General features: G+C 69.5%; 16 protein-coding genes and 2 pseudogenes. 9 read left to right on the plus strand and 9 right to left on the minus strand.

The annotated features are described in order from the left end of the window. Positions 1–166: 166 nt before the first annotated feature. Positions 167–460, minus strand: coding sequence for a Dabb family protein (locus ACZ4Z1_RS09750; RefSeq protein WP_468486046.1), 294 nt, complete (start codon positions 458–460; stop codon positions 167–169). A gap of 96 nt (positions 461–556) precedes the next feature. Then, positions 557–721 (minus strand): hypothetical protein, encoded by a 165-nt coding sequence (locus ACZ4Z1_RS09755; protein WP_365837015.1) that lies wholly within the window; start codon positions 719–721, stop codon positions 557–559. A 696-nt stretch (positions 722–1,417) separates the two neighbouring features. Between ACZ4Z1_RS09755 and ACZ4Z1_RS09760 the strand changes: the two genes are divergently transcribed. Both ACZ4Z1_RS09760 and ACZ4Z1_RS09765 read left to right on the plus strand, forming a co-directional pair. After that, complete coding sequence (locus ACZ4Z1_RS09760; RefSeq protein WP_468486047.1) at positions 1,418–1,786, plus strand: ArsR/SmtB family transcription factor; 369 nt, start codon at positions 1,418–1,420, stop codon at positions 1,784–1,786. Then, entirely contained in the window at positions 1,770–4,874 is a 3,105-nt protein-coding gene (locus ACZ4Z1_RS09765; protein WP_468486048.1) for a P-type ATPase actuator domain-containing protein, read from the plus strand. The genes ACZ4Z1_RS09760 and ACZ4Z1_RS09765 overlap by 17 nt, the downstream gene beginning before the upstream one ends. A gap of 5 nt (positions 4,875–4,879) precedes the next feature. On the opposite strand, the gene ACZ4Z1_RS09770 is transcribed toward ACZ4Z1_RS09765, so the two are convergent. Then, positions 4,880–6,466, minus strand: coding sequence for an LCP family protein (locus tag ACZ4Z1_RS09770; protein ID WP_468486049.1), 1,587 nt, complete (start codon positions 6,464–6,466; stop codon positions 4,880–4,882). A gap of 145 nt (positions 6,467–6,611) precedes the next feature. On the opposite strand from ACZ4Z1_RS09770, the gene tatA reads away from it, so the two are divergent. After that, the gene (tatA, locus tag ACZ4Z1_RS09775) at positions 6,612–6,872 is read left to right on the plus strand and encodes a Sec-independent protein translocase subunit TatA (protein WP_468486050.1); all 261 of its coding nucleotides are present in this window, start codon (positions 6,612–6,614) and stop codon (positions 6,870–6,872) included. A gap of 92 nt (positions 6,873–6,964) precedes the next feature. Beyond that, complete coding sequence (locus ACZ4Z1_RS09780) at positions 6,965–7,390, plus strand: hypothetical protein (protein WP_468486051.1); 426 nt, start codon at positions 6,965–6,967, stop codon at positions 7,388–7,390. 178 nt (positions 7,391–7,568) lie between these two features. On the opposite strand, the gene ACZ4Z1_RS09785 is transcribed toward ACZ4Z1_RS09780, so the two are convergent. From ACZ4Z1_RS09785 to ACZ4Z1_RS09805, 5 genes and pseudogenes are all read right to left on the minus strand, one after another. Further along, a complete protein-coding gene (locus ACZ4Z1_RS09785; RefSeq protein WP_468486052.1) occupies positions 7,569–8,579 on the minus strand; it encodes a pirin family protein in 1,011 nt (336 codons plus the stop codon). Between the two features lie 102 nt (positions 8,580–8,681). Beyond that, positions 8,682–9,863: an acyltransferase family protein gene (locus ACZ4Z1_RS09790; RefSeq protein ID WP_468486053.1), complete on the minus strand. Its 1,182-nt coding sequence runs from the start codon at positions 9,861–9,863 to the stop codon at positions 8,682–8,684. 502 nt (positions 9,864–10,365) lie between these two features. Next, positions 10,366–10,503: pseudogene (locus ACZ4Z1_RS09795) on the minus strand (tautomerase family protein); the annotation flags it as partial. A gap of 818 nt (positions 10,504–11,321) precedes the next feature. After that, positions 11,322–11,747: a YjdF family protein gene (locus ACZ4Z1_RS09800; RefSeq protein ID WP_468486054.1), complete on the minus strand. Its 426-nt coding sequence runs from the start codon at positions 11,745–11,747 to the stop codon at positions 11,322–11,324. A 792-nt stretch (positions 11,748–12,539) separates the two neighbouring features. Further along, on the minus strand, positions 12,540–13,289 hold the full coding sequence (locus tag ACZ4Z1_RS09805) for an SDR family NAD(P)-dependent oxidoreductase (RefSeq protein ID WP_468486055.1): 750 nt from the start codon (positions 13,287–13,289) through the stop codon (positions 12,540–12,542). A gap of 128 nt (positions 13,290–13,417) precedes the next feature. On the opposite strand from ACZ4Z1_RS09805, the gene ACZ4Z1_RS09810 reads away from it, so the two are divergent. The 5 genes and pseudogenes from ACZ4Z1_RS09810 to ACZ4Z1_RS09830 all read left to right on the plus strand — a co-directional run bounded on the left by ACZ4Z1_RS09810 (position 13,418) and on the right by ACZ4Z1_RS09830 (position 17,947). After that, positions 13,418–13,852: an Rrf2 family transcriptional regulator gene (locus ACZ4Z1_RS09810; protein ID WP_030942118.1), complete on the plus strand. Its 435-nt coding sequence runs from the start codon at positions 13,418–13,420 to the stop codon at positions 13,850–13,852. A gap of 163 nt (positions 13,853–14,015) precedes the next feature. Beyond that, entirely contained in the window at positions 14,016–14,471 is a 456-nt protein-coding gene (locus tag ACZ4Z1_RS09815) for a hypothetical protein (RefSeq protein WP_468486056.1), read from the plus strand. 69 nt (positions 14,472–14,540) lie between these two features. Further along, a complete protein-coding gene (locus ACZ4Z1_RS09820; RefSeq protein ID WP_468486057.1) occupies positions 14,541–15,374 on the plus strand; it encodes a transposase family protein in 834 nt (277 codons plus the stop codon). 156 nt (positions 15,375–15,530) lie between these two features. Then, positions 15,531–16,097 (plus strand): annotated as a pseudogene (locus ACZ4Z1_RS09825) (IS5 family transposase); the annotation flags it as partial. Positions 16,098–16,531: 434 nt separating this feature from the next. After that, complete coding sequence (locus tag ACZ4Z1_RS09830) at positions 16,532–17,947, plus strand: phosphatidylinositol-specific phospholipase C domain-containing protein (RefSeq protein ID WP_468486058.1); 1,416 nt, start codon at positions 16,532–16,534, stop codon at positions 17,945–17,947. A 275-nt stretch (positions 17,948–18,222) separates the two neighbouring features. Here ACZ4Z1_RS09830 and ACZ4Z1_RS09835 read toward each other — a convergent pair whose 3' ends face one another. After that, entirely contained in the window at positions 18,223–18,615 is a 393-nt protein-coding gene (locus ACZ4Z1_RS09835; RefSeq protein WP_468486059.1) for a hypothetical protein, read from the minus strand. Between the last annotated feature and the right edge of the window lie 265 nt (positions 18,616–18,880).

The following is an 18,880-nucleotide window of genomic DNA, read 5'->3' on the forward strand; positions in this document are numbered from 1 at the left end:
GGTCATAGCATCACAAGACATGTGCACTGTGTGCAAGCACCGCGAAACGCCGTGTTGATCGCAGAGTTGATCCACAGGGAGGCGCACGTACGGCCGAAACCGGCCATGAAGAAGCCCCTCGCCCGTGAGACGGGACGAGGGGCGTACGCGCGGCCGGGGCCGCGGCTCAGAACTCGTAGTCGGCGATCACCCAGGTGGCGAACTCACGCCACTGTCCGGCGGCAGCCTGATGGGCCGGGTGTTCGATATACCGCTTGAGGGCGTCGGCGTCGGCCACGGCGGAGTTCACGGCGAAGTCGTACGCGATCGGCCGGTCCGTGATGTTCCAGGCGCACTCCCAGAACTCCAGCTCGGGGATCTGGTCGGCCAGCTCCTGGAACGCCTTGACGCCGGCCACGACCCGCGGCTCGTCACGTCCGACGCCTTCGTTCAGCTTGAAAAGAACCAGGTGGCGTATCACTGGGCGGTCCTCCGTGCGGTCGGCCCGTGGCCGTTGCGCGCCGTACGTCCCGGTTCGAGCGTCCCGGTCCGTACGACTCCGGGCCACCAGGGCGTCCTACGAGATCAGCTGGGTCATGAACTCGCCGACACCATGAGCGGCCGACGAGATGCCCTCGAACCCTATCTGCACGAGATCGGCGGCGCGTGCCGGGGACGTGATGATCGTGTACAGGACGAAGACGATGACCACGTACAGCGCGATCTTCTTCGCTTGCGCCATCTGACTGTCCCCGTCTCCCCTACGGCAGCTCCCGCCCGCCCTTCCCCAGCGTGCAGACCGGCTGAGTGTAACCACTTCCGCATCAGGGGTGGAGCCGGCGGGAGGGAGGCGGGGGAGGGGCCCGCGGGCGGGGCGTTTGTGCGGGGGTGCGGCGGGCGCGGGCGTCCGGTCGGCACCGGAACGCGCGTACTGACCGTGACTTTAAGGACCAAAGGCCCCTGGAGGCAGGCCCTTTGCCTGCGTTCCGTACGGGGCGCGCGGAGCAGGATGGGGGTGTGCCCGGTGTATCTGGCAGGAATGCGCGGGGCACGGGACCCGAGCCTCACTGCGGGGTCCACGCCGTGAGCTTCCCCCCTGACAGCGGCGCGGACTTTGAGGCCCGGTCCACCATCGGGGGAAACGGCGGTCCCCCCGATGCCGTTTCCCCCGACCGCGTCGTGGACAGCGTGGAGCAAGATCGGAGCCCCGGCTCCGGGCCTTCGGGCTCGGGCCCGGGGCTTCGGGCTTTGCCGTGGCATGAGGCGTGCGGGCTCGGGGCCGGGGCATTTCCGGTACGGCCGTCCGATGACTTCTCGTGCCTTCCCGTGGTTTCTCCTGACTTCTCGTACGGAAGTGCCCGGATGCCCGGCACCTAGACTGGGACCTTTCGGGGGCACGGGCCGTCCCTGGGCGGCCCCAGGCGGATGGAGAGCGGCTGTGACGAGTGGCGTCGAGGACGTGGCGGATCCGTCGGCCGAGGTGCTGACGGAGGCCGCGGCGACGTTCGGGCTGCTGGCGTCGCCCGCGCGCCTGCACATCGTCTGGGTGCTGGCGGGCGGCGAGTGCGACGTCAGCGGGCTCGCGGAGCGGGTGGGCGGCGCGCTGCCCGCGGTGAGCCAGCACCTGGCGAAGCTGAAACTGGCGGGGCTGGTGCGGTCGCGGCGCGAGGGCCGCCGCGTGGTGTACCTGGTGGACGACCCCGACGTGGTGTCGATGGTGCGGTGGCTGGTGGGGCAGCTGACCGACCGGACGGGCCGGACCGACGGCCCGGCGGTTCCGGGACGCGTCCGTGGCCTGGGCGCCTGAGAGGCTCGTGGGCTCCGCGGCCCGTACGGAGGGGGAGGCGGAGCCGGGCCCGCACACCGCACCACCGGGCGTACGGGCGGACAGCGGCGCCGCCCTGCGGGACTCCCCCGGAATCACGGCCCTGGAAACCCTGCGGCTCCTGGAGAGCGGGCCGCGCGGCCTGACCGAGGCGCAGGCCGAGGAGCGGCTGCTGCGGTACGGCGACAACGCGGTGCCCGAGCGGCGGCCGACCGGCCGGCCGTGGCGCTTCGTCCGCAGCCTGCGTGACCCTTTCACGACCGTACTGCTGTGTCTGGCCCTGGTCTCGGCCGCCGTCGCCTCCTGGGGGACGGCGTGTGTGATCGCGGTGCTGGTGATCGTCAGCGCGGTGCTGCGGTCCAGCGGCGAGCACCGGGCGGAGCGGTCCACGGCGGCGCTGCGCGAGCTGATCGCCACGACGGCGACGGTGCAGCGCAGGGGGGCGGCCGGTGCGGGTGCCTCGGGGGCGGCCGGTGCGAAGGATTCGGCCGGTGGGAAGGCCGGCGCGGGTTCGAGGGTTTCGGCCGGTGGGAAGGCCGGGGCCGGTCCGGGGGCTTCGGCCGCGCGGGAGATACCGGTCGATCAGCTGGTGCCGGGCGATGTGATCCGGCTCGGGCCGGGCGACCTGGTCCCCGCTGACCTGCGACTGCTGCGCGCGAGCGGGCTGACCGTACGCCAGGCGCCACTGACCGGCGAGTCGGCGCCGGTGGCGAAGTATCCGGTGGAGGTGCCGGGGAGCGGGACGGGTCTGCCGGACGGGGTGGACGGTACGGCTGCCTCCGGCGCGGGTCTCTTCGAACGGCCCGAGCTGTGTTTCCAGGGCAGCAGCGTCGCGTCCGGCAGCGCGATCGCGGTGGTGCTGGCCACCGGCGCGGACACGGTCTTCGCCGGTACGTACCGGCGGTCGCCCGGAAAGGACACGGGCGCCGGGGCGGCCGGTGCGGCCGGTGCGCGCGGCATCCGGCGTACGCGCCTCACGCCACCCACATCACCCACGCCCACCACCCGCCCCATCCGCCCCACGAGCGCCTTCGACCGCTCCGTGAACGGCGTCTCCTGGACCCTCATCCGCTTCATGCTGCTCACCCCGCCGCTGGTGCTGATGGCCAACGCCGCGCTGCGCGGCCGCGGCCTGGAGACGCTGCCGTTCGCCGTCGCGGTGGCGGTCGGGCTGACGCCCGAGATGCTGCCGGTCATCGTCACCACCGCGCTCGCCCGGGGCGCGGCGCTGCTCGCACGCGGCGGCGAGGTGATCGTCAAGCGGCTGCCCGCGCTGCACGACCTCGGCGCGATCGACGTGCTGTGCACGGACAAGACCGGCACGCTCACCCAGGACCGGCCGGTCGTGGACCGCTCCCTCGGCCCCGACGGGCGGCCGGCGCCCGAGCCGCTGCACTGGGCGGCCGTCAACAGCCTGTGGACGCTCCAGCTCGCCGAGCTGCCCACCCCGGACGCCCTCGACGAGGCGGTCCTGGAGGCGGCCGAGGACGACTTCGACGAGCTGCTCGCGTACGAGGGCATCGCCGCGCTGCCCTTCGACCCGGTGCGGCGTACGTCGTGCGCGGTGGTCCGTAGGGACGCGGAGTTCCGTACGGACACGGTGGTCCGTATGGAAGGGGAGTTCCGTACGGAGACGGCGGGCGGTCACCGTTCCCGGCTCGGCGCGCACACGCTCGTCGTCAAGGGCGCGCCCGAGGCCGTACTGGAACGCTGCGCCCGCGTCCGTACGGGGGGAGAGGAAACCGACCTGGACGACGCGGCCCGCGTGCGGCTGGCCCGGCTCGTCGCGGACCGTACGGCGGACGGGCTGCGGCTGCTGGCCGTCGCGGTCGCCGAGCGGCCCGCCCGGCCCGGCCGCCGGTACACGCCGGCGGACGAGCGCGGCCTGACCCTCGTCGGCTTCGTCGGCCTGCGCGACGCGCTCGCCCCGACCGCCGCCGCGGCCTGCGCGGGCCTCGCGCGGCGCGGCGTCGCCGTCAAGGTCCTCACCGGCGACCACCCGGGCACCGTCACCCACGTCTGCCGCGCACTCGGACTCGACACCGGCCCCGGCGCGGTGGTCACCGCCGACCGGATCGACGGCCTCACGGACGCGGAACTGGCCCGGCTCGCCGCCCGTACGACGGCGTTCGCGCGCTGCACACCCGAACACAAGGCGCGGATCGTGGAGGCGCTGCGGGCCGGGCCGGGTGACGCACGTACGTCCGGTACGAGCGACACGCCCGGCGAACCGGTCTCCCCGCGTACCGTCGGCTTCCTCGGCGACGGCGTCAACGACCTTCCCGCCCTGCACGCCTGCGACGTGGGCATCGCCCCGCGTGACGCCGTCGACGTGACCCGGGAGGCGGCCGACGTCGTCCTCGCCTCGAAGGACCTGAGCGCCATCGACGGAGCGATCGTCGCGGGCCGCCGCAGCAGCGCCAACATCGCCACGTACCTGCGCATCACCCTCTCCTCCAACCTCGGCAACGTCATCGCGATGCTCGGCGCCGGCCTGCTGCTGCCGTTCCTGCCGATGCTCCCGGCGCAGGTCCTGGTGCAGAACCTGTGCTTCGACGCGGTCCAGCTCGCGTTCGCCTTCGACCGGCCGGGTCCCGCCGCGCTGCGCCGGCCCACGGTCCTGCGCCCCGCCGATCTGCTCCGCTACATCACCGGCTTCGGCCTGCTCAACGCCGCGGCCGACCTGGCCACGTTCGGCGTGCTGGTGCTCGCGGTGCACGGCTCAGGCCACCCGGGCGGGCAGGACGCGTTCCACGCCGGGTGGTTCACGGAGAACCTGCTGACGCAGGCGCTGGTGATGTACCTGCTGCGTACGGGACGCCGCTCGGCGGAGGGCCGTGCGCCCGGCCAGATCCGGCTCGCGGTGTGCGCGCTCGCCGTCATCGGGCTGCTGCTGCCGCCGTCGCCGCTGGGCCCGCTGCTGGGGATGGCGGCCCTGCCTCCCCTCTATTACGGGCTGCTGGCGGCGGTGCTGCTGCTGTACGGGGCCGGGCTGGCGTGGGCCAAGGAGCGGTACGACCGGAACGCGGCGGCGGAGGACGAGGACCCGAATCCGTCCCCCCGGCAGTAGGGGCGTCATCCGTAGGACAGGTCCGAGCAGATGTTGTCGTCGGCCGAGCGCGCCTTGTCGGTGATCTTCGACGACCCGGAGGAAGGGGCCGGCCCCGGGGCGGAACCGGCAGCGGGCTCCAGCTTCGGATCGGACGCGTACGAGGCGCCCAGCACGACGTTGACGCCCGAGACGGCCGCCGGCACCAGCTGAGCGCCGCGGAAGCGCGCGGCGACGGCCTTCGCCTCGGCCTCCTTGCCCGCGCCGTACTCGACCACGGTGGCCGCGTGGTCCTGGGCCCGCGCGGTCGCCGTGCCGGTGACGGTGAAGCCCGCGGACTTCAGCTGATCGGCGGCGCGGGCGGCGAGGCCGGTGGCGGTGGTGCCGTTGTAGACGGCGACGCTGATGCCCGCACCCGGGCTCGCGTCCGTACCGGAAGTTCCCGTACCCGGAGTGGGGGACACCGATGGGCCAGGGGAACCCGGCCCCCTGCTGCCGGCCGTCCCCGGGCCCGTCGCGTCCTTCCCGTCCAGCGTCCGGTCCGCCTTGATGTCCGCCCAGAGCGTGTCCGCCTCCGGGTGCACGATCGCGACCCGCTCGCCCTGATAGCGCCAGGGCAGCGTCACGAACTTGGTGTTGTGCAGGTCGATGTCCTTCAGGGACATCGCGAAGGAGAGCAGTTTGTCGGCGGAGTCCAGGCCCGGGTCGACGGTCATGGACTGGGTGGCGGCGTTGGCCAGCGGCAGCAGGGTGGTGGGGTTGAAGCCCTGCTCCTTGACCTTCTTGATCAGCGAGCCGACGAAGGCTTGCTGACGCTGGATACGGCCGATGTCCGAGTTGTCGCCGATGCCGTGCCGGATGCGTACGTAATCGAGCGCCTGCTGACCGGAAACGGTCTGCGGGCCCTTCGCGAAGATCCGCTCGCCGCGGGAGTGACGGTTCGGGTTCAGGTCGCCCTCGTAGATGTCCTTGGGCAGGCAGACCGGTACGCCGCCCACCGCGGACGTCATCTTCGAAAAGCCCTCGAAGTCGACGACGACGGTGTGGTCGACGCGTACGCCGGACAGTTTCTCCACCGTGTTCTGGGTGCAGGCCGGGTTGCCCTGGGGGCTCTCGCCGACCGAGAACGCCGCGTTGAACATGGCGTTGTGCTGCGGCGCCGTCCACTTGCCGCTCGGCAGTCGGCACGGAGGTATCTCCACCAGGGTGTCCCGGGGTATGGAGACCGCGACCGCGTGCTTGCTGTCGCCGTATATGTGCAGCAGGAAGGCGGTGTCCGAGCGGCCGACGTCGCCCTCCCCGCCACCGAGCGAGCTGTTGTCGCCGGACCGTGAGTCCGAGCCAATGACCAGGACGTTCTGGCCGCCGGCGCCCTCGGCGGGGCGCTGTGGGCTGACGCCTTCCGCACCGAAGGTGGTGATGTTGCCGTTGAGCTTGAAGTAGAACCAGCCGGCGCCTGTGGCGATCAGTACGAGCAGCGAGACGACGACGATGGCGGCCGTACGCAGGGGCCGCCGCCTGCCGCGTACGGCCCGGCCTCCGGCGCCGCCCCGGCTCCCCCTGCCGCCCTGTCCGGCACGTCCGGCCACCGCTTTGTGGCTGCTTGCTGTCATGTGTGCACCTCACCCGCGTGGCTCTGTGCCGAGGAAGACGGACGATCCGGCCCGTTGGTTGTACAGTTGCGCAATGTAGCAAGTTATAAAGCGGACAAGCTGCCGAGCCGGTGGTCGGCGCTCGGTACGGAAAGGCGGGACGGCAATGCTGCGCAACGGACTGGAACCCTGGCACCTGCTGGTCGTGGCGATCGTGGTGATCCTGCTGTTCGGCTCGAAGAAGCTGCCGGATACGGCGCGGGCCCTCGGCAAGTCGCTGCGGATCCTCAAGAGCGAGACCAAGGCGATGAAGGACGACGCCGGCGGCGACGAGCAGGGCCGTACGCCCGGGGAGGCCGTGCGGGCGGCGGCACCCGTACGGGCCGCGGACGCCCCGGCACCCGACCGCGGACCGGCCGCGCACTGACGGGCCGGCCGCCCGGCGGTTCCATAATGGTTGACGCGCGCCGCGATCAGCGGGCCGCGCCCTGCACCAACCACGAGGGGAAACGGGACCGGATGAGCACCGAGCGCAAGCCTTCCGAACACGCCGTACGCGGCATACGGGCCGTACGGGCAACGAGCGGCCGGATCACCGCAGTTGTCGTGGCCTTGCTGCTCGGCCTGATGGGGGCCGCGGGATCCGCGGCGGCGGCCACGGCGGCGCCCGCTCCGGCGATCACCCACAGCGCCCAGCAGCAGACCGCAGGCGCGCCGGCCGCACAGGCGGAGGCCGCTCCGGCGTCCTTCCACCACCACGCCAAGGCGGCCTTCGCCTCCAAGGACAAGGACAAGAAGAAGGACAAGAAGAAGAAAAAGGGCTTCTTCAAGAAGCTCGGCATCTTCCTCATCGTGCTGCTGATCATCTTCCTGGTCGTCATCATCGTGGTGATCTGGCTGATCGTGCACTTCATCCGCAAGGCATTCCGCCGCCGCAACAGCTGACCCCCGCGCAACACCAAGCGCCCACGACGCCCCCGCCGCCGACTCGACGGTGCGGCGGGGGCGCCGTCTTGTCCGGGGCGTCGCGTATGGGGCAGCGGCGCGGCCCGCGCGAGCCCATCGCGTGAACAGCCACCGTGGTCGGCGAAGGCGGAAGGCGCCCGCCGCAAGCCCTGCCCGGTCAGCGCACCCGTCCGCGCGGCTTCAGAGCCACCGTGGGGAGTTCCGGTGCGGGCAGCCGGTCGCCCTCGTAACCGCGCACCTCGCCGAACCGGGAGCCGGTCATCCACTCTTTCCGGGCCTCTTCGATGTCCTGCTGGGAACGGCCCACGAAGTTCCACCACATGACGATCTCCTCCTCGAAAGGGGTGCCGCCGAGCAGGACCGTCCGTGCGGGGGTGTCCGACTCGTTCGTCAGGGTGAGGCGGTCGTGGCCGGGGGCGACATGGCCGAGTTCGGCCGGACGCAGCGGCGTGCCGGCCAGGCGGACGGTTCCGTGGTCGACGAGCAGGCCGTGCTCGAAGGCCGGGTCGACGGTGAGGGTGGCCGTCGCTCCCGGGGCGAGGACGATCTCGGCGCCGAGGAGCGGGGTGAACGTACGTACCGGGGAGGTGACCCCGGCGAGCGTGCCCAGGAAGACGCTGACCATGGCCCCGCCGGCCCGTACGGGACCGGGCACGTAGTGCTGGAAGTCCGCTTCCGTATGCCGGTGTTCACCGGGGAGCGCGACCCACAGCTGCACGCCGTGCAGGACGGTCGTCCGCTCCGTCGAGACCTCCGAGTGACTGATCCCGTACCCGCCCGTCATGAGGTTCAGCTCACCGGGCCGTACGTACGCGTGGGTGCCCAGGCTGTCGCGGTGCTCGATCTCCCCGCTGAACAGCCAGCTCACCGTCTGCAGGCCGGTGTGCGGATGCGGAGCCACGTCCATGCCGCCGGTCTCGGCGACGTCGTCGGGCCCGTAGTGATCGGCGAAACACCAGGCGCCGATGAGCGTACGGGACCGCTGCGGCAGCGTACGGCGTACGGTCATGGCCCGGTGGCCGCCCAGGGGGACGTCACGCGGGGCGAGGATCTCGACGCTCGGCGCCCGGTCCGCGGGGGCGGGGCAGGAGCTGTGGCCGGGGCTGTGGCCGGGGCTGGGAACGGGGCCGCGGTGCAGCTCGGCGGGCTCCCTTTCGACGTTGCTCACGTGTGTGACCTTCCCCGGACAGCTCCCCGCGCGACGCGACGGGGCGATTGCATTGATTGCGGATTCAACCACCATGTGCCGCTGATCGTAAGCCGCCCCGCACTACCTCACCGACTCGGGTACGCGATGCGGCTGCGGGTCCGGTTCGAACTCCGTCGTGCGGGGCGCGGTGGGTACCGCTGCCGCAGATGGCCCGAAGCGCCTGCGCCGCGGAGCGACGTGCCGCCGGACGTCCTCGACACCCTTCCGCATGGTCGTCCGGAGCCATTTCCCGAGAGGACGTTCCACGAAGCGGTGGACGAGCCAGGCGGCGACCAGCATGAACGCCGTCACCGAGGCCACCAGGACCGGGGCGGACACCCGGTCACGGAAGTGGTGGATGAGGGTCATGCCGATGTTCATGTGGAGGAGGTAGAGCGGGTAGGTGAGCGCTCCCGCGGTGGTGAGCCACTTCCACCGGATCCGGTCGAAGGCCCCGAGCGCGATCGCGCCGACCAGGGCGAAGCCCGCGATGATGACGGTCCGGGCCGGCCAGCTGGGCAGGGCGGCCGCGACGGCTTTGCCCAGGCTCGTGGCCATGCGGTAATCGATGTACCGCTGGGCGAGCAGCAGTTGCACGACGACCAGGGCCCACAGCACCGCGTTGGGCCGGTGGCGCCGCATCAGGTAGAAGGCGACGCCCGCAATGAAGAACGGCGCGTACTGCGGCATCGCGAACGCGGTCAGCAAGGGCGTGTGCAGACCCGGGGCGAGCGCGGCGGCCGCCGTCCACACGCCGCACAGGATCAGGCAGTTGCGGTACGTGACGCCGAACCACACCACCACGACCATGATCAGGTAGAACTTGAGCTCCACGAAGAGCGTCCAGTACACCGGGTCGACATCCGGGGAGTCGTCGCCGGACTGCAGCATGGACAGGTTGCTGATCACCCGGTCCCAGCCCGGGAAGGAGTCGACCTCCGGCCACACCTTCAGCACCAGCGTCGTGAGCAGAATCCCGGCCCAGTAGGCGGGAAACAGGCGGGAGAGGCGGGAGACGGCGAAGTCACCCAACGTGCGTCCCCACACACTCATGCAGATGACGAAGCCGCTGATGAGGAAGAACACCTCGACCCCGAGCCAGCCGTACTGGGCAGCCCGGTGGGCGGTCGGGAAGATCGTGCTCGTGTCATGCCCCCACGGCCGGGCAAGCGCCACGTAGTGGTAGAAAACCACCATCAACGCGGCCAGCAGCCGCAGCCCGTCGAGCGCGGCGAGCCTGTTCCCCGAGCGGAGCTCGGCCATCGTGTACTCCCCCTGAGCACCCTGGTCATGGGCGCTCCATGTCTACAGATGGAGACGAGCACAGGTCACGGAGAACCAGCGCCCGGTACGTCTGCCTTTCCGGCAAGCGCCGTCAGGGCCGGTCGCGTCCGCCCGGCGGCCCTGACGATGATGATGCGGACGGGCCGTGTGCGGTTCATCGCGGCACCGTCAATTGATGTTCCGGGGCGGCTTTGGCAAGTCGGACCATTCGCGGACGGACGGGAACAATCGCCGCGCGGCTGGAGGCCGATCGTGGTCGATGCCGTATCGACGCTCCGCGCGTCACCGCCCGATGCGTCGGCGACGAAAAGACCGCCTCCGGCTTGCTTCCGCAGGTCAGAGGCGGCTCTTTTTGAGCAGTAGCGGTGAGGTGTGGCGAGCAACCGGTGCGGAACGAGCGGTCGGTGCCGTCGGGGAACCCGACTGTCGCCCACGGTGGGGCCCGGCGCCGCCGCGCCGGGCCCCGTAAAGAGAGCGGAGGTCAGGCGTCGTCGTCCAGCATGGCGGCGGTCAGGACGTTGCCGGCGACGCCCCAGCCTCCGTCGGTGACCTCGTCGATCAGGACGACGGTGGTGGGGCGGGCCCGCTCGCCGTAGATCTCCGCGTACAGGCCGGTGGTGCACTACACGGCTCGTCCCCATGGCAGGGGGCGTCGGTTGGCGGCGGTGGAGGCTCGCGGGGAGCCTCCTGTGGGATCTGTAGCTCCAGGTCCCACAGAGGGGCCCAAGTTTTCGAGGGGCGCGGCGTCCATCCGGGTCACGTGTGGTGCACGTGTAACGGCACCGTGCTGCATGTGCACCACGCAAAACACCCCTCCGATCGCGTCTCCGCAGATCAGAGGGGCGTTACAAGCGGTAGCGGTGGGATTTGAACCGTCAGGATGATGCTTCTCACCTGCGGTTTTGCCTGAGAAGCGGACAATACATGCCGATTCGATGCTGCTGAGCCCTGTGCGGTCCTGCTCAATCGGATCTCGTGTTGCACGTGCAACACGAGACTCAGAAGCGCGATGAACGCTTCCGGGGCTGCCGTGGGGCGTGCCACTTGGAGACGTCAGGGCTGACGGTCGCGTTGCAAGGCACCGACAGGAGATGGCCACAGCGTTATCCGTGTGCTGACGCCCAGTAGTGATGTTCACGGTATCTAGATCCGCAACCGGCACGAAGTCGCTGCCCCGGCGGGGAACGTACGCCGCGGTGGAGGATGAGGGGCGTACGTGGGGCCCGTAGGCGGTCGGCCGCCGAGTTTCCCGAGAAGAAGCGGCTGGGCCGAGCCCCCTTTGGGGTCCACACCCCGGAGGTGCCGCACGAGCGGGAACCGGACAGGCCCGCGATGCGCGGCCGGAAGTGTTCCGTCATGCGGCGAACCTCTTGTTCTCGATGGTCCTCGCCGGACGGGGCCGGGCTGGGTATCGAAAGCGTGGCATGGGCGACGAGGTTAGTGGCCCCGGTGGCGGGCCTTGGCCTTGGCGCGGGCGTGAGCGCGGCGCTGTTCGTCCTCGGCCATACGGCGACGCTTGGCCGCAGCCTTGCTCTCAGCCTTCGACTCCTCGAAGCTGCGGGCCAAGGCCTCCTGCGCCGCGGTGCTGACTGGGCGGGCGGACTGCTCGCGCGCGGCGGCTCGGGCCAGCCGCTTGGGGTTCACCACGCGGGGCCGACTGACCATGTCGGTCTCTACGACCGGGGCGGCGGACGCCTGCTCCAGCAGCCGGTCGTAGCCGTGGAGGGAGAACTCCAGCAATTCCGCCCCGGTGGGCTCGGCGCCGAAGACATGCCGGGCAGCACGGACGCCTTCCGGGTCGCTGATCTCCAGTACACCGACCCGGAACGGATCCTCGAAGAACACGGTGAACGTGCTCGGCACAGACGCCTCCCATGGTTGTCGTTCCTTGACGTGCCGTATGGTGCGGCGGCACGGGGAGCAGGGGCGGACCGGACACCCTGGGAGGGAGGTTACTGACCGCTCTGCCGGGCAAAGCGGCGTCCGGACTACCTACCGGACCGTGTTTTCGTACGCTCCTGCTCCGTCGCCAGGGTATCGGTCGGGCGTGGGGCCACCAAGGGCAATCGCGCGGTTTCCGATAGGGAACGCAGAGGTCAGCTGACCTGTTCCAGCATGGAAAGACGGTCGAACACGGCGCTCCAGGACGTGATTTGTCCGTCCGCCACCGTCACCTTGGCCATGGCCGTCCAGCGCAGTGAGCCTCCACCAACTTGAAGGCGCAGGTCGAAGGGCTGGTGTGACCCGTACTCGGGGGCTCACTCTGGTCGTGGGCGGCAGGCCGCGGAGAAGAACGTTCGTCAGGAGCCGCTCTCCTCAGAGCTCGTAACGCGATCACGATCCGGTCTTCTTGAGGCGTGTGGAGCAGATGAGGCTGCAAGCCAACGAGACGAAGGCATCGTGGAGTTCGATACGTCGTTCCCAGCGGACCACGCGGCGTCTGAACTGGTGGAGCAAGGCGATCTGCTCGGCGACTAGCGGAGCTTGCCCAGGCCCTTGATGTTCGGGGAGCCCTTGCGGGAGATCAGCGCCTGGATACAGCGGCGTCGCAGCTCACCGCGCACAGCCTTCGAGTCGTACGCCTTGTCGCGGGTCGTCGGCGGTGCGCGTCCCGAAGGCGCGATGTCCTTCGGGGCGCGCGGCAGGGGTTCGGGTTCAGGCGTTGTAGCCGCCGTGGGCGTCCAGCACCGCGCCCGTGACGTACGACGCGGCGGGGCTCGCCAGGAAGGCGATCGCCGCGGCGATCTCGTCGGGGTGCCCCATGCGTTGCAGGGACAGCGAGCTGACCAGGGCCTTGAGGGTCTCGGGGTCCGGCGGTTGCATGCCACCCTCCATCAGTCCGGCCTCCACGACGTTGGCCGTGATGTTCCGGGGCCCGAGGTCGCGTGCGACGCCCATGGTGTACCTCTCGATCCCGGACTTGGTCGCCGAGTAGTCGGCAAGACCGGGGGCGCCGACCCGGGAGCCCAGTCCGGAACTCACCGTGATGATGCGGCCGCCCGTGCGCAGCACTCGGGAGGCGGCCCGGATGACGGCGATCACGCCGAGGTAGTTGGTGGCGTGCATCCGGTCCAGGGCGGCGGTGTCGGCGTCCGAGTCGTCCACCGCGCCAGCCACGGAGATCGCCGCGTTGTTGACGAGGATGTCCAGGCCGCCGAAGTGCGCGACCACGTCGTCGATCAGCGCCGGCGCCCGGCTCGTGTCCGCCTGGTCGGACTGGAAGGCGACGGCCTTGGCTCCCTTGCCGTGCACCTCGTCGACGACGGCCTGCGCCTGCTTCTCGGAGCTGACGTAGGTGAAGGCGACGTCGGCGCCCTGCTCGGCCAGCAGCCGTACGGTCGCGGCTCCCAGTCCGCGCGACCCCCCGGTGACCAGGGCGACCTTGCCCATGAGTGGCTTGCTCATTCTTCTCACCTCGTTGATTGACTCTCCCTGGCAGTCGCAACGCTAATTGTTACGACTAGCTGTTGCAACCTTCACTGTTACGACTGTGCTGTCGTAACATAAAGCGTTGCGGCCGGGAGGAGGAGTTCATGAGTGCCAACAGCAGGTTGACCATTGCCGCCCACGCGCTGGCCTGGATCGGTCTCTACCAGCGCCAAGGCCATGAGGTCGCCACCTCCGAGCAGATCGCGACCAGCGCGAACACCAACCCCGTCGTGATCAGGCGGCTGCTCGGCGAGCTGCGCAGGGCCGGGCTCGTGGAGTCCCGGCGGGGCGTGGGCGCGGGCTGGTCGCTGGCGCGCGAGCTGGAGTCGATGACCCTGCTCGACGTGTACGAGGCAGTGGAACCCGGCCCGCTGTTCGCGATGCACCGCACCACCCCGGACCAGGGATGCGTGGTGGGTTACGGCATCCAGCCGGCTATGCAGGGCATCTACGAGGGCATCGAGGAGACCCTGAGACACGAGCTGGCCCGCGTCACGCTCGAGAACGTACTCCGGGACGTACTCGCGGCACCTCGCTAGCCTCCCCGTTACGCCCTGACATCACCAAGATCCCCATCGATGCCCAAGCCAGTGAATAGCCTGGCAACCAGTCACGCCAAAGACGGTTGCGCCATCTCTCGATCCAGGACCAGCTTGTCGGTTCGCACTCACCGTGACCGGGTGGCCTTCTAGGATCCGGCGCATGCTGGATCCCGAGCTGCTGGAACGGATCACCGCGCGGCGCGCGGAGCTGGACGAACTCGAAGAACAGCTGACCAAGCAGCCGGCGGAGGTGCGGGCCGAGCGGGACGAGCTCGCCGTCGCAGAGCGGGTCCTTGAGCGGATGAGCGAACAGCTCACCGACGAGCGCGCCTCTGTCGCGCCGGTGCCCGGGCAGGTGGGCGGACGTACGGTGATGCTGATCCCGCACCGCACCTCAGGCGTGGAGGAGACCACCCTTCCGCCGGACTACCAGCGCATTCTCGCCGCCGTGCGGCAGGCCGCCGGTCCGGTCAAGGCCCGGCAGGTCGGCGACGCGCTGGGAATCGACGTCAGCGTGCGGGCCAAGCTGAAGCCGCTGCGTGGGAAGCTGGTCAGACTCGTCGATCGCGGCTGGCTACGCAAACTACCCGACGGCCGGTTCACCACCCGCCTGTGACCTGATCTGCCGTCTGCGGCAGCGCGGCGCGGGCGTAACCGGGGTGCCCCCGGCGGCCGTTGGAATTGTGTGACGAAAACCAAAAAGCACGCCGAGGACACCTGCCCGCTTGTCTACCAGTGCCGTTTGCCGCTGTCCTCGCGCACCGTCAACCACCTCGCCGATCTGCTGCGACGTCACCTGAAAGTGATCCGGTCCAGGTGGCGGATCCTGCCGCCCGGGAAGATCGCGGTGATCGTCCTGGCCGTGCTGCGCCACGATCAGCGCCTGGCCGACATGGCCGGCGGAAACAACGTGTCCGAGTCCACCGTCCGCCGCTGGCGCGACGAACTGATCACCCTGCTCGCAGCCCAGGCGCCGCGCCTGGACCGCGCCCTGAAGAAGGTCGCCAGGCAGGGCGGGGAGGCGGTCTTGATCGACGGCACCCTCATCGCCACCCAGCGCCGCACCGGAAAGGCCGACCGGCGAAACTACTTCGGCAAACACCACCATCACGGCCTGCACTTCCTCGCCCTGACCGACGAGAGGGGTCGGCTGATCTGGATATCCGCCGCCCGGCCCGGCCGCACCCACGACAACACCGCCGCCCGCCAGGATCATGTCCTGGTCCACCTGCGCGCCGCCGGCCTCGGGGCCCTGGCGGACCTCGGCTTCCGCGGCCTGGACAGCGACGTACGCGATCCCGTGATCGTCACCGGCTTCCACGCCAGCCGCACCCACAAGCTCGCCCCCGGCCAGAAGACCGCCAACCGCGTCATCGCCGTCGGCCGCGCACCGGTCGAACACGGCTTCGCCCACCTCAAGAACTGGCGGATCCTCACCGAGCTCCGCACCAATCCCGCTCGCGCCACCCACCTCCTGCGCGCCCTGCTTGTTCTGACAAACCTCGAAGTCAGCCGCTGACGGGCGATCTACTCCGCAGACTGCCACCGACGACCAGCGTGAGTACCCCCAGAGCCGGTCACACCAGCCCTTTGACCTGCGCCTTCGAGGTGGCGGAGGCTCAGTGTCCTGCCGGTGGGCGCGATGCGTCCGCCCTGTGGGTGGACCAGCGCGCCGGAGTGGGTGCCGGTGAAAACCACCTCCACGACACCGCGGGTCCCCGGCAAGCGAGCCCGCCCCGCGTGGCACCGCCCGGATGAGGCCCTGGGACGTTCCCGGGGCGGCCTGGCGACGAAGATCCACCTTGCCAGTGAGGGCGGCCGACGGCCTCTTGCCCTGCTGGTCACCCTGGGACAGTGGGGCGACGGCCCACAGATGGTCCCTGTTCTGGGACGGCTGCGCGTGCCGAGACCGGCCGGCGGGCATCCGCGTACCCGTCCCGACTGCCTGAGCGCCGACAAGGCGTATTCGTCGCGCTGCAACCGTTGTTACCTGCGACGACGTCAGGCCCGCCACATCATTCCCGAGCGCCGCGACCAGCGGGCCCACCGCCGCAAGCGTGGCAGCGCAGGCGGCAGGCCCGCTGGCTTCAACCGGGAGTTGTATGCACGCAGGAACGAAGTCGAGCGATGCGTCAACGCCCTCAAGTACTTCCGAGCCGTAGCAACCAGGTACGACAAGAAAGCGTACGTATTCCAGGGCACTGTCACCGTCGCAGCGATGCGTCTGTGGCTACGAACGTGAGCCACCCGGCAGTCCCCCGGTCATGACCGATGGAGCAGATGCCCCGGCGCCAGGAGTCGTCACACCTCTGGGCGCGGGCATGGCTGGATAAGCGGCTACCCGAAGCGTTGTACTGGTGTCAGAGTGCATCCGACGCCTTGGTTTCCGTACCGTTCTCCGGACATCGCGGGCTCCTCCGCTGATCCGAGGAGACCCCGTGGCGCTCCCGGACGAGCACAGCACGGACGTATGACAGACCAGAACGAGTCCGAATGGTCGCTGGCGCGTCAGGCGCCTTCCATCCCCAGTCCCTGGTTGGCCTGCGCACCCTGCGCCACCTTGCACGCTCTCGCCACAGATGACGCGACCGGGCCCAGTACTTCGGCTGCTCATCGCGCCGGACGAGCGGCAAGTGCGCCCGGTACCCATCTCCCCCACACGAGAAGAGGGCCACGATGAGCGAGACACCCGTCGAAGGCACCAAGGACCTCACTGCGGAGCTGCTGCCGGAGCTTTCCACAGACCAAGGGGATGCCGAGCTTGCCGAGTACGGAGAAGAGCCCGCTCCGCCGCCGGCACCGGCCGAGGAACTCTCACAGGAGAAGTCACAGGAACTGTGGGCCGGCGAGACCGCACCCGCCGACGCCGGGCAGGTCATGCCGCTGTCCGACTGGATGGCGGGGGTCCCCAGCAATGTCAGCCTGACCGACATGTCGATTCCAGGGACGCATCAGTCCTGTTCGCTGCACGACACGTGGTCGTTCGGGTACGCCACCTGCCAACGCTGGAACATTCTCCAGCAGCTCAACGCCGGTGTCCGGTTCGTCGACGTCCGCTGCCGCGTGGTGGGCAGCGGCTCGGGGCGCAGCTTCGCCGTCCACCACGGCGACGTCTACCAGAAGATGATGTTCGGCAACGCCCTGCAGCAATGCGTGGCCTTCATGTCGGCCCACCCCGGCGAGACGGTCCTGATGCGGCTCTCGCAGACCAAATCCAATGTGCCGGAGGCAGAATTTCGCTGGGTTTTCGAAAACAACTATTCGCAATGGCGGCCGTGGCTCCATGTCGCGACGAGCATCCCTACCCTCGGGCAAGTCCGCGGCAAGATCGTGGTCATGACCCGCGATCCCTATATCGGCGGGCTGAGCCTGGGCTCCAGCTCCCTGTTCGACACCCAGGACGTCTGGGACCGGCCGACCATCGCGTACAAGAAGCAGCTCGTCCACAACCACCTGACCAAGGCGGTCAACGCCGGATCATCCAGGTCGAAGATTTTCATGAACTACACCGGCGCCAACAGCGGCCCGCAGTACGGGGTCACGCCATGGGGCTATGCGCGGGACCTGAACCCCTACACCCTCTCGGAGGTCAACCGCCTGTACTCCTCCGGCAGGCGCCTGGGCGTGGTCGCGATGGACTTCATCGACCATCACAGCGCCGTGACAACCGCTGTCGTCAAGATGAACAGGACCGGCAGGTACCCCATCGCACTGGACATGAGCGGCACCGCGGTGACCAGCAGGCCGTACGACGGCGGCGCGGGGCAGAGCTTCACCCTCGCCCCGCAGAATGACGGCTCCTACGGAATCCGCAGCGTCTACTTCAATTCCGTACTGGGAATCACCAGTGGCGGCGCGGTTTCCGTCCGGTCCTACACAGGCACCCAGGACCAGAGTTTCAGCATCGTCCCCCAAAATGACGGCTCCTTCGGCATCCGCAACAAGTACTACGACCGTGTCCTGACGATCTCCAACACTGGCTCGCTGAGCGCCGAACCCTACGCAGGACACACAGGCCAGAGCTTCACCCTCGCCTCACAAGCAGACGGCTCCACAGGCATCCGCAGCACGTACATGTGGACTGACTCATAACCGATTCCTACCGAGTGTGACGCGCCCGAGAACGGTATCGCCGACGCCACCTGGGCACCCATACTGTTCGCTGGTCAGTAGCAGCCTCCCAGGCTGACCAGCGAACAGGCACTCCAGAAGCCTCGGCGAGTGAGGCCCCAGTTGGGCCTGCTCCGCATCCGATAAGCCCCCTGGCCTCATACAGCCGAGAACGATCCATGTTGCAGACCGTCTGCGACCCATCAGACAGAACCTAGCCTGGAGCGCCGTACAAACCGGAACGCGCCTTCGGAAGATCAGCCCAGACGCTGTGCTGCCGCGCGTGCGGCCTTCAAGGCTCCGTTTAGAGCTGCTTGGCTTTCCGCGTCGCGGCCGGCGTCTGCTTCGCGCGGGTATGCGGCAGCGCTTCCAGCTATTCGGCTCAGCGCGTCCACACCGCTGTCATCGGCCCCCACTCGATCGAGCGCTTCGGCTTCGGCCAGTGCCGCGTCCACTTCGCGTACCCATCGCGCGTACGCTTCCATCGCCTCCGACTCGACCACCACCAGCCCCATGGCGACCGCGCCGGAGCGCTGCCAGGCCGTCCACGCCAGCGCGAGGGTGAAGAAGCGGTCGCCGAAGACGGACAGCGTCTCGGCGAGCCACAACACCAGGACCGGACGCTGCCGCAACAGGCTCAGGTAACTCACCCGCGCGACTGTAGGGCCCGGCGAACATCGAGAAGCGTGTTCGGCCGCTTCTCCCCCCAAGTGACCTCACGGATACTCGCGGAAATGGTCACTCGACCAAGCTGAAGTTCATCCTGAAATGGTCAGTTAGGGCTCGCAGAGAATCTACGTGTTGCTTCCTGATCCGACGCTCGTTGGTGTGGTACGGGCATACCGGAGTCGGTGCGCGATCAACTCGCCGTGGTCGCCGGTGGTGGCCTGGGGCTTTTTGCTGTGGTGAGGCGGG

It is taken from the genome of Streptomyces sp. NPDC030165 (assembly GCF_055573595.1).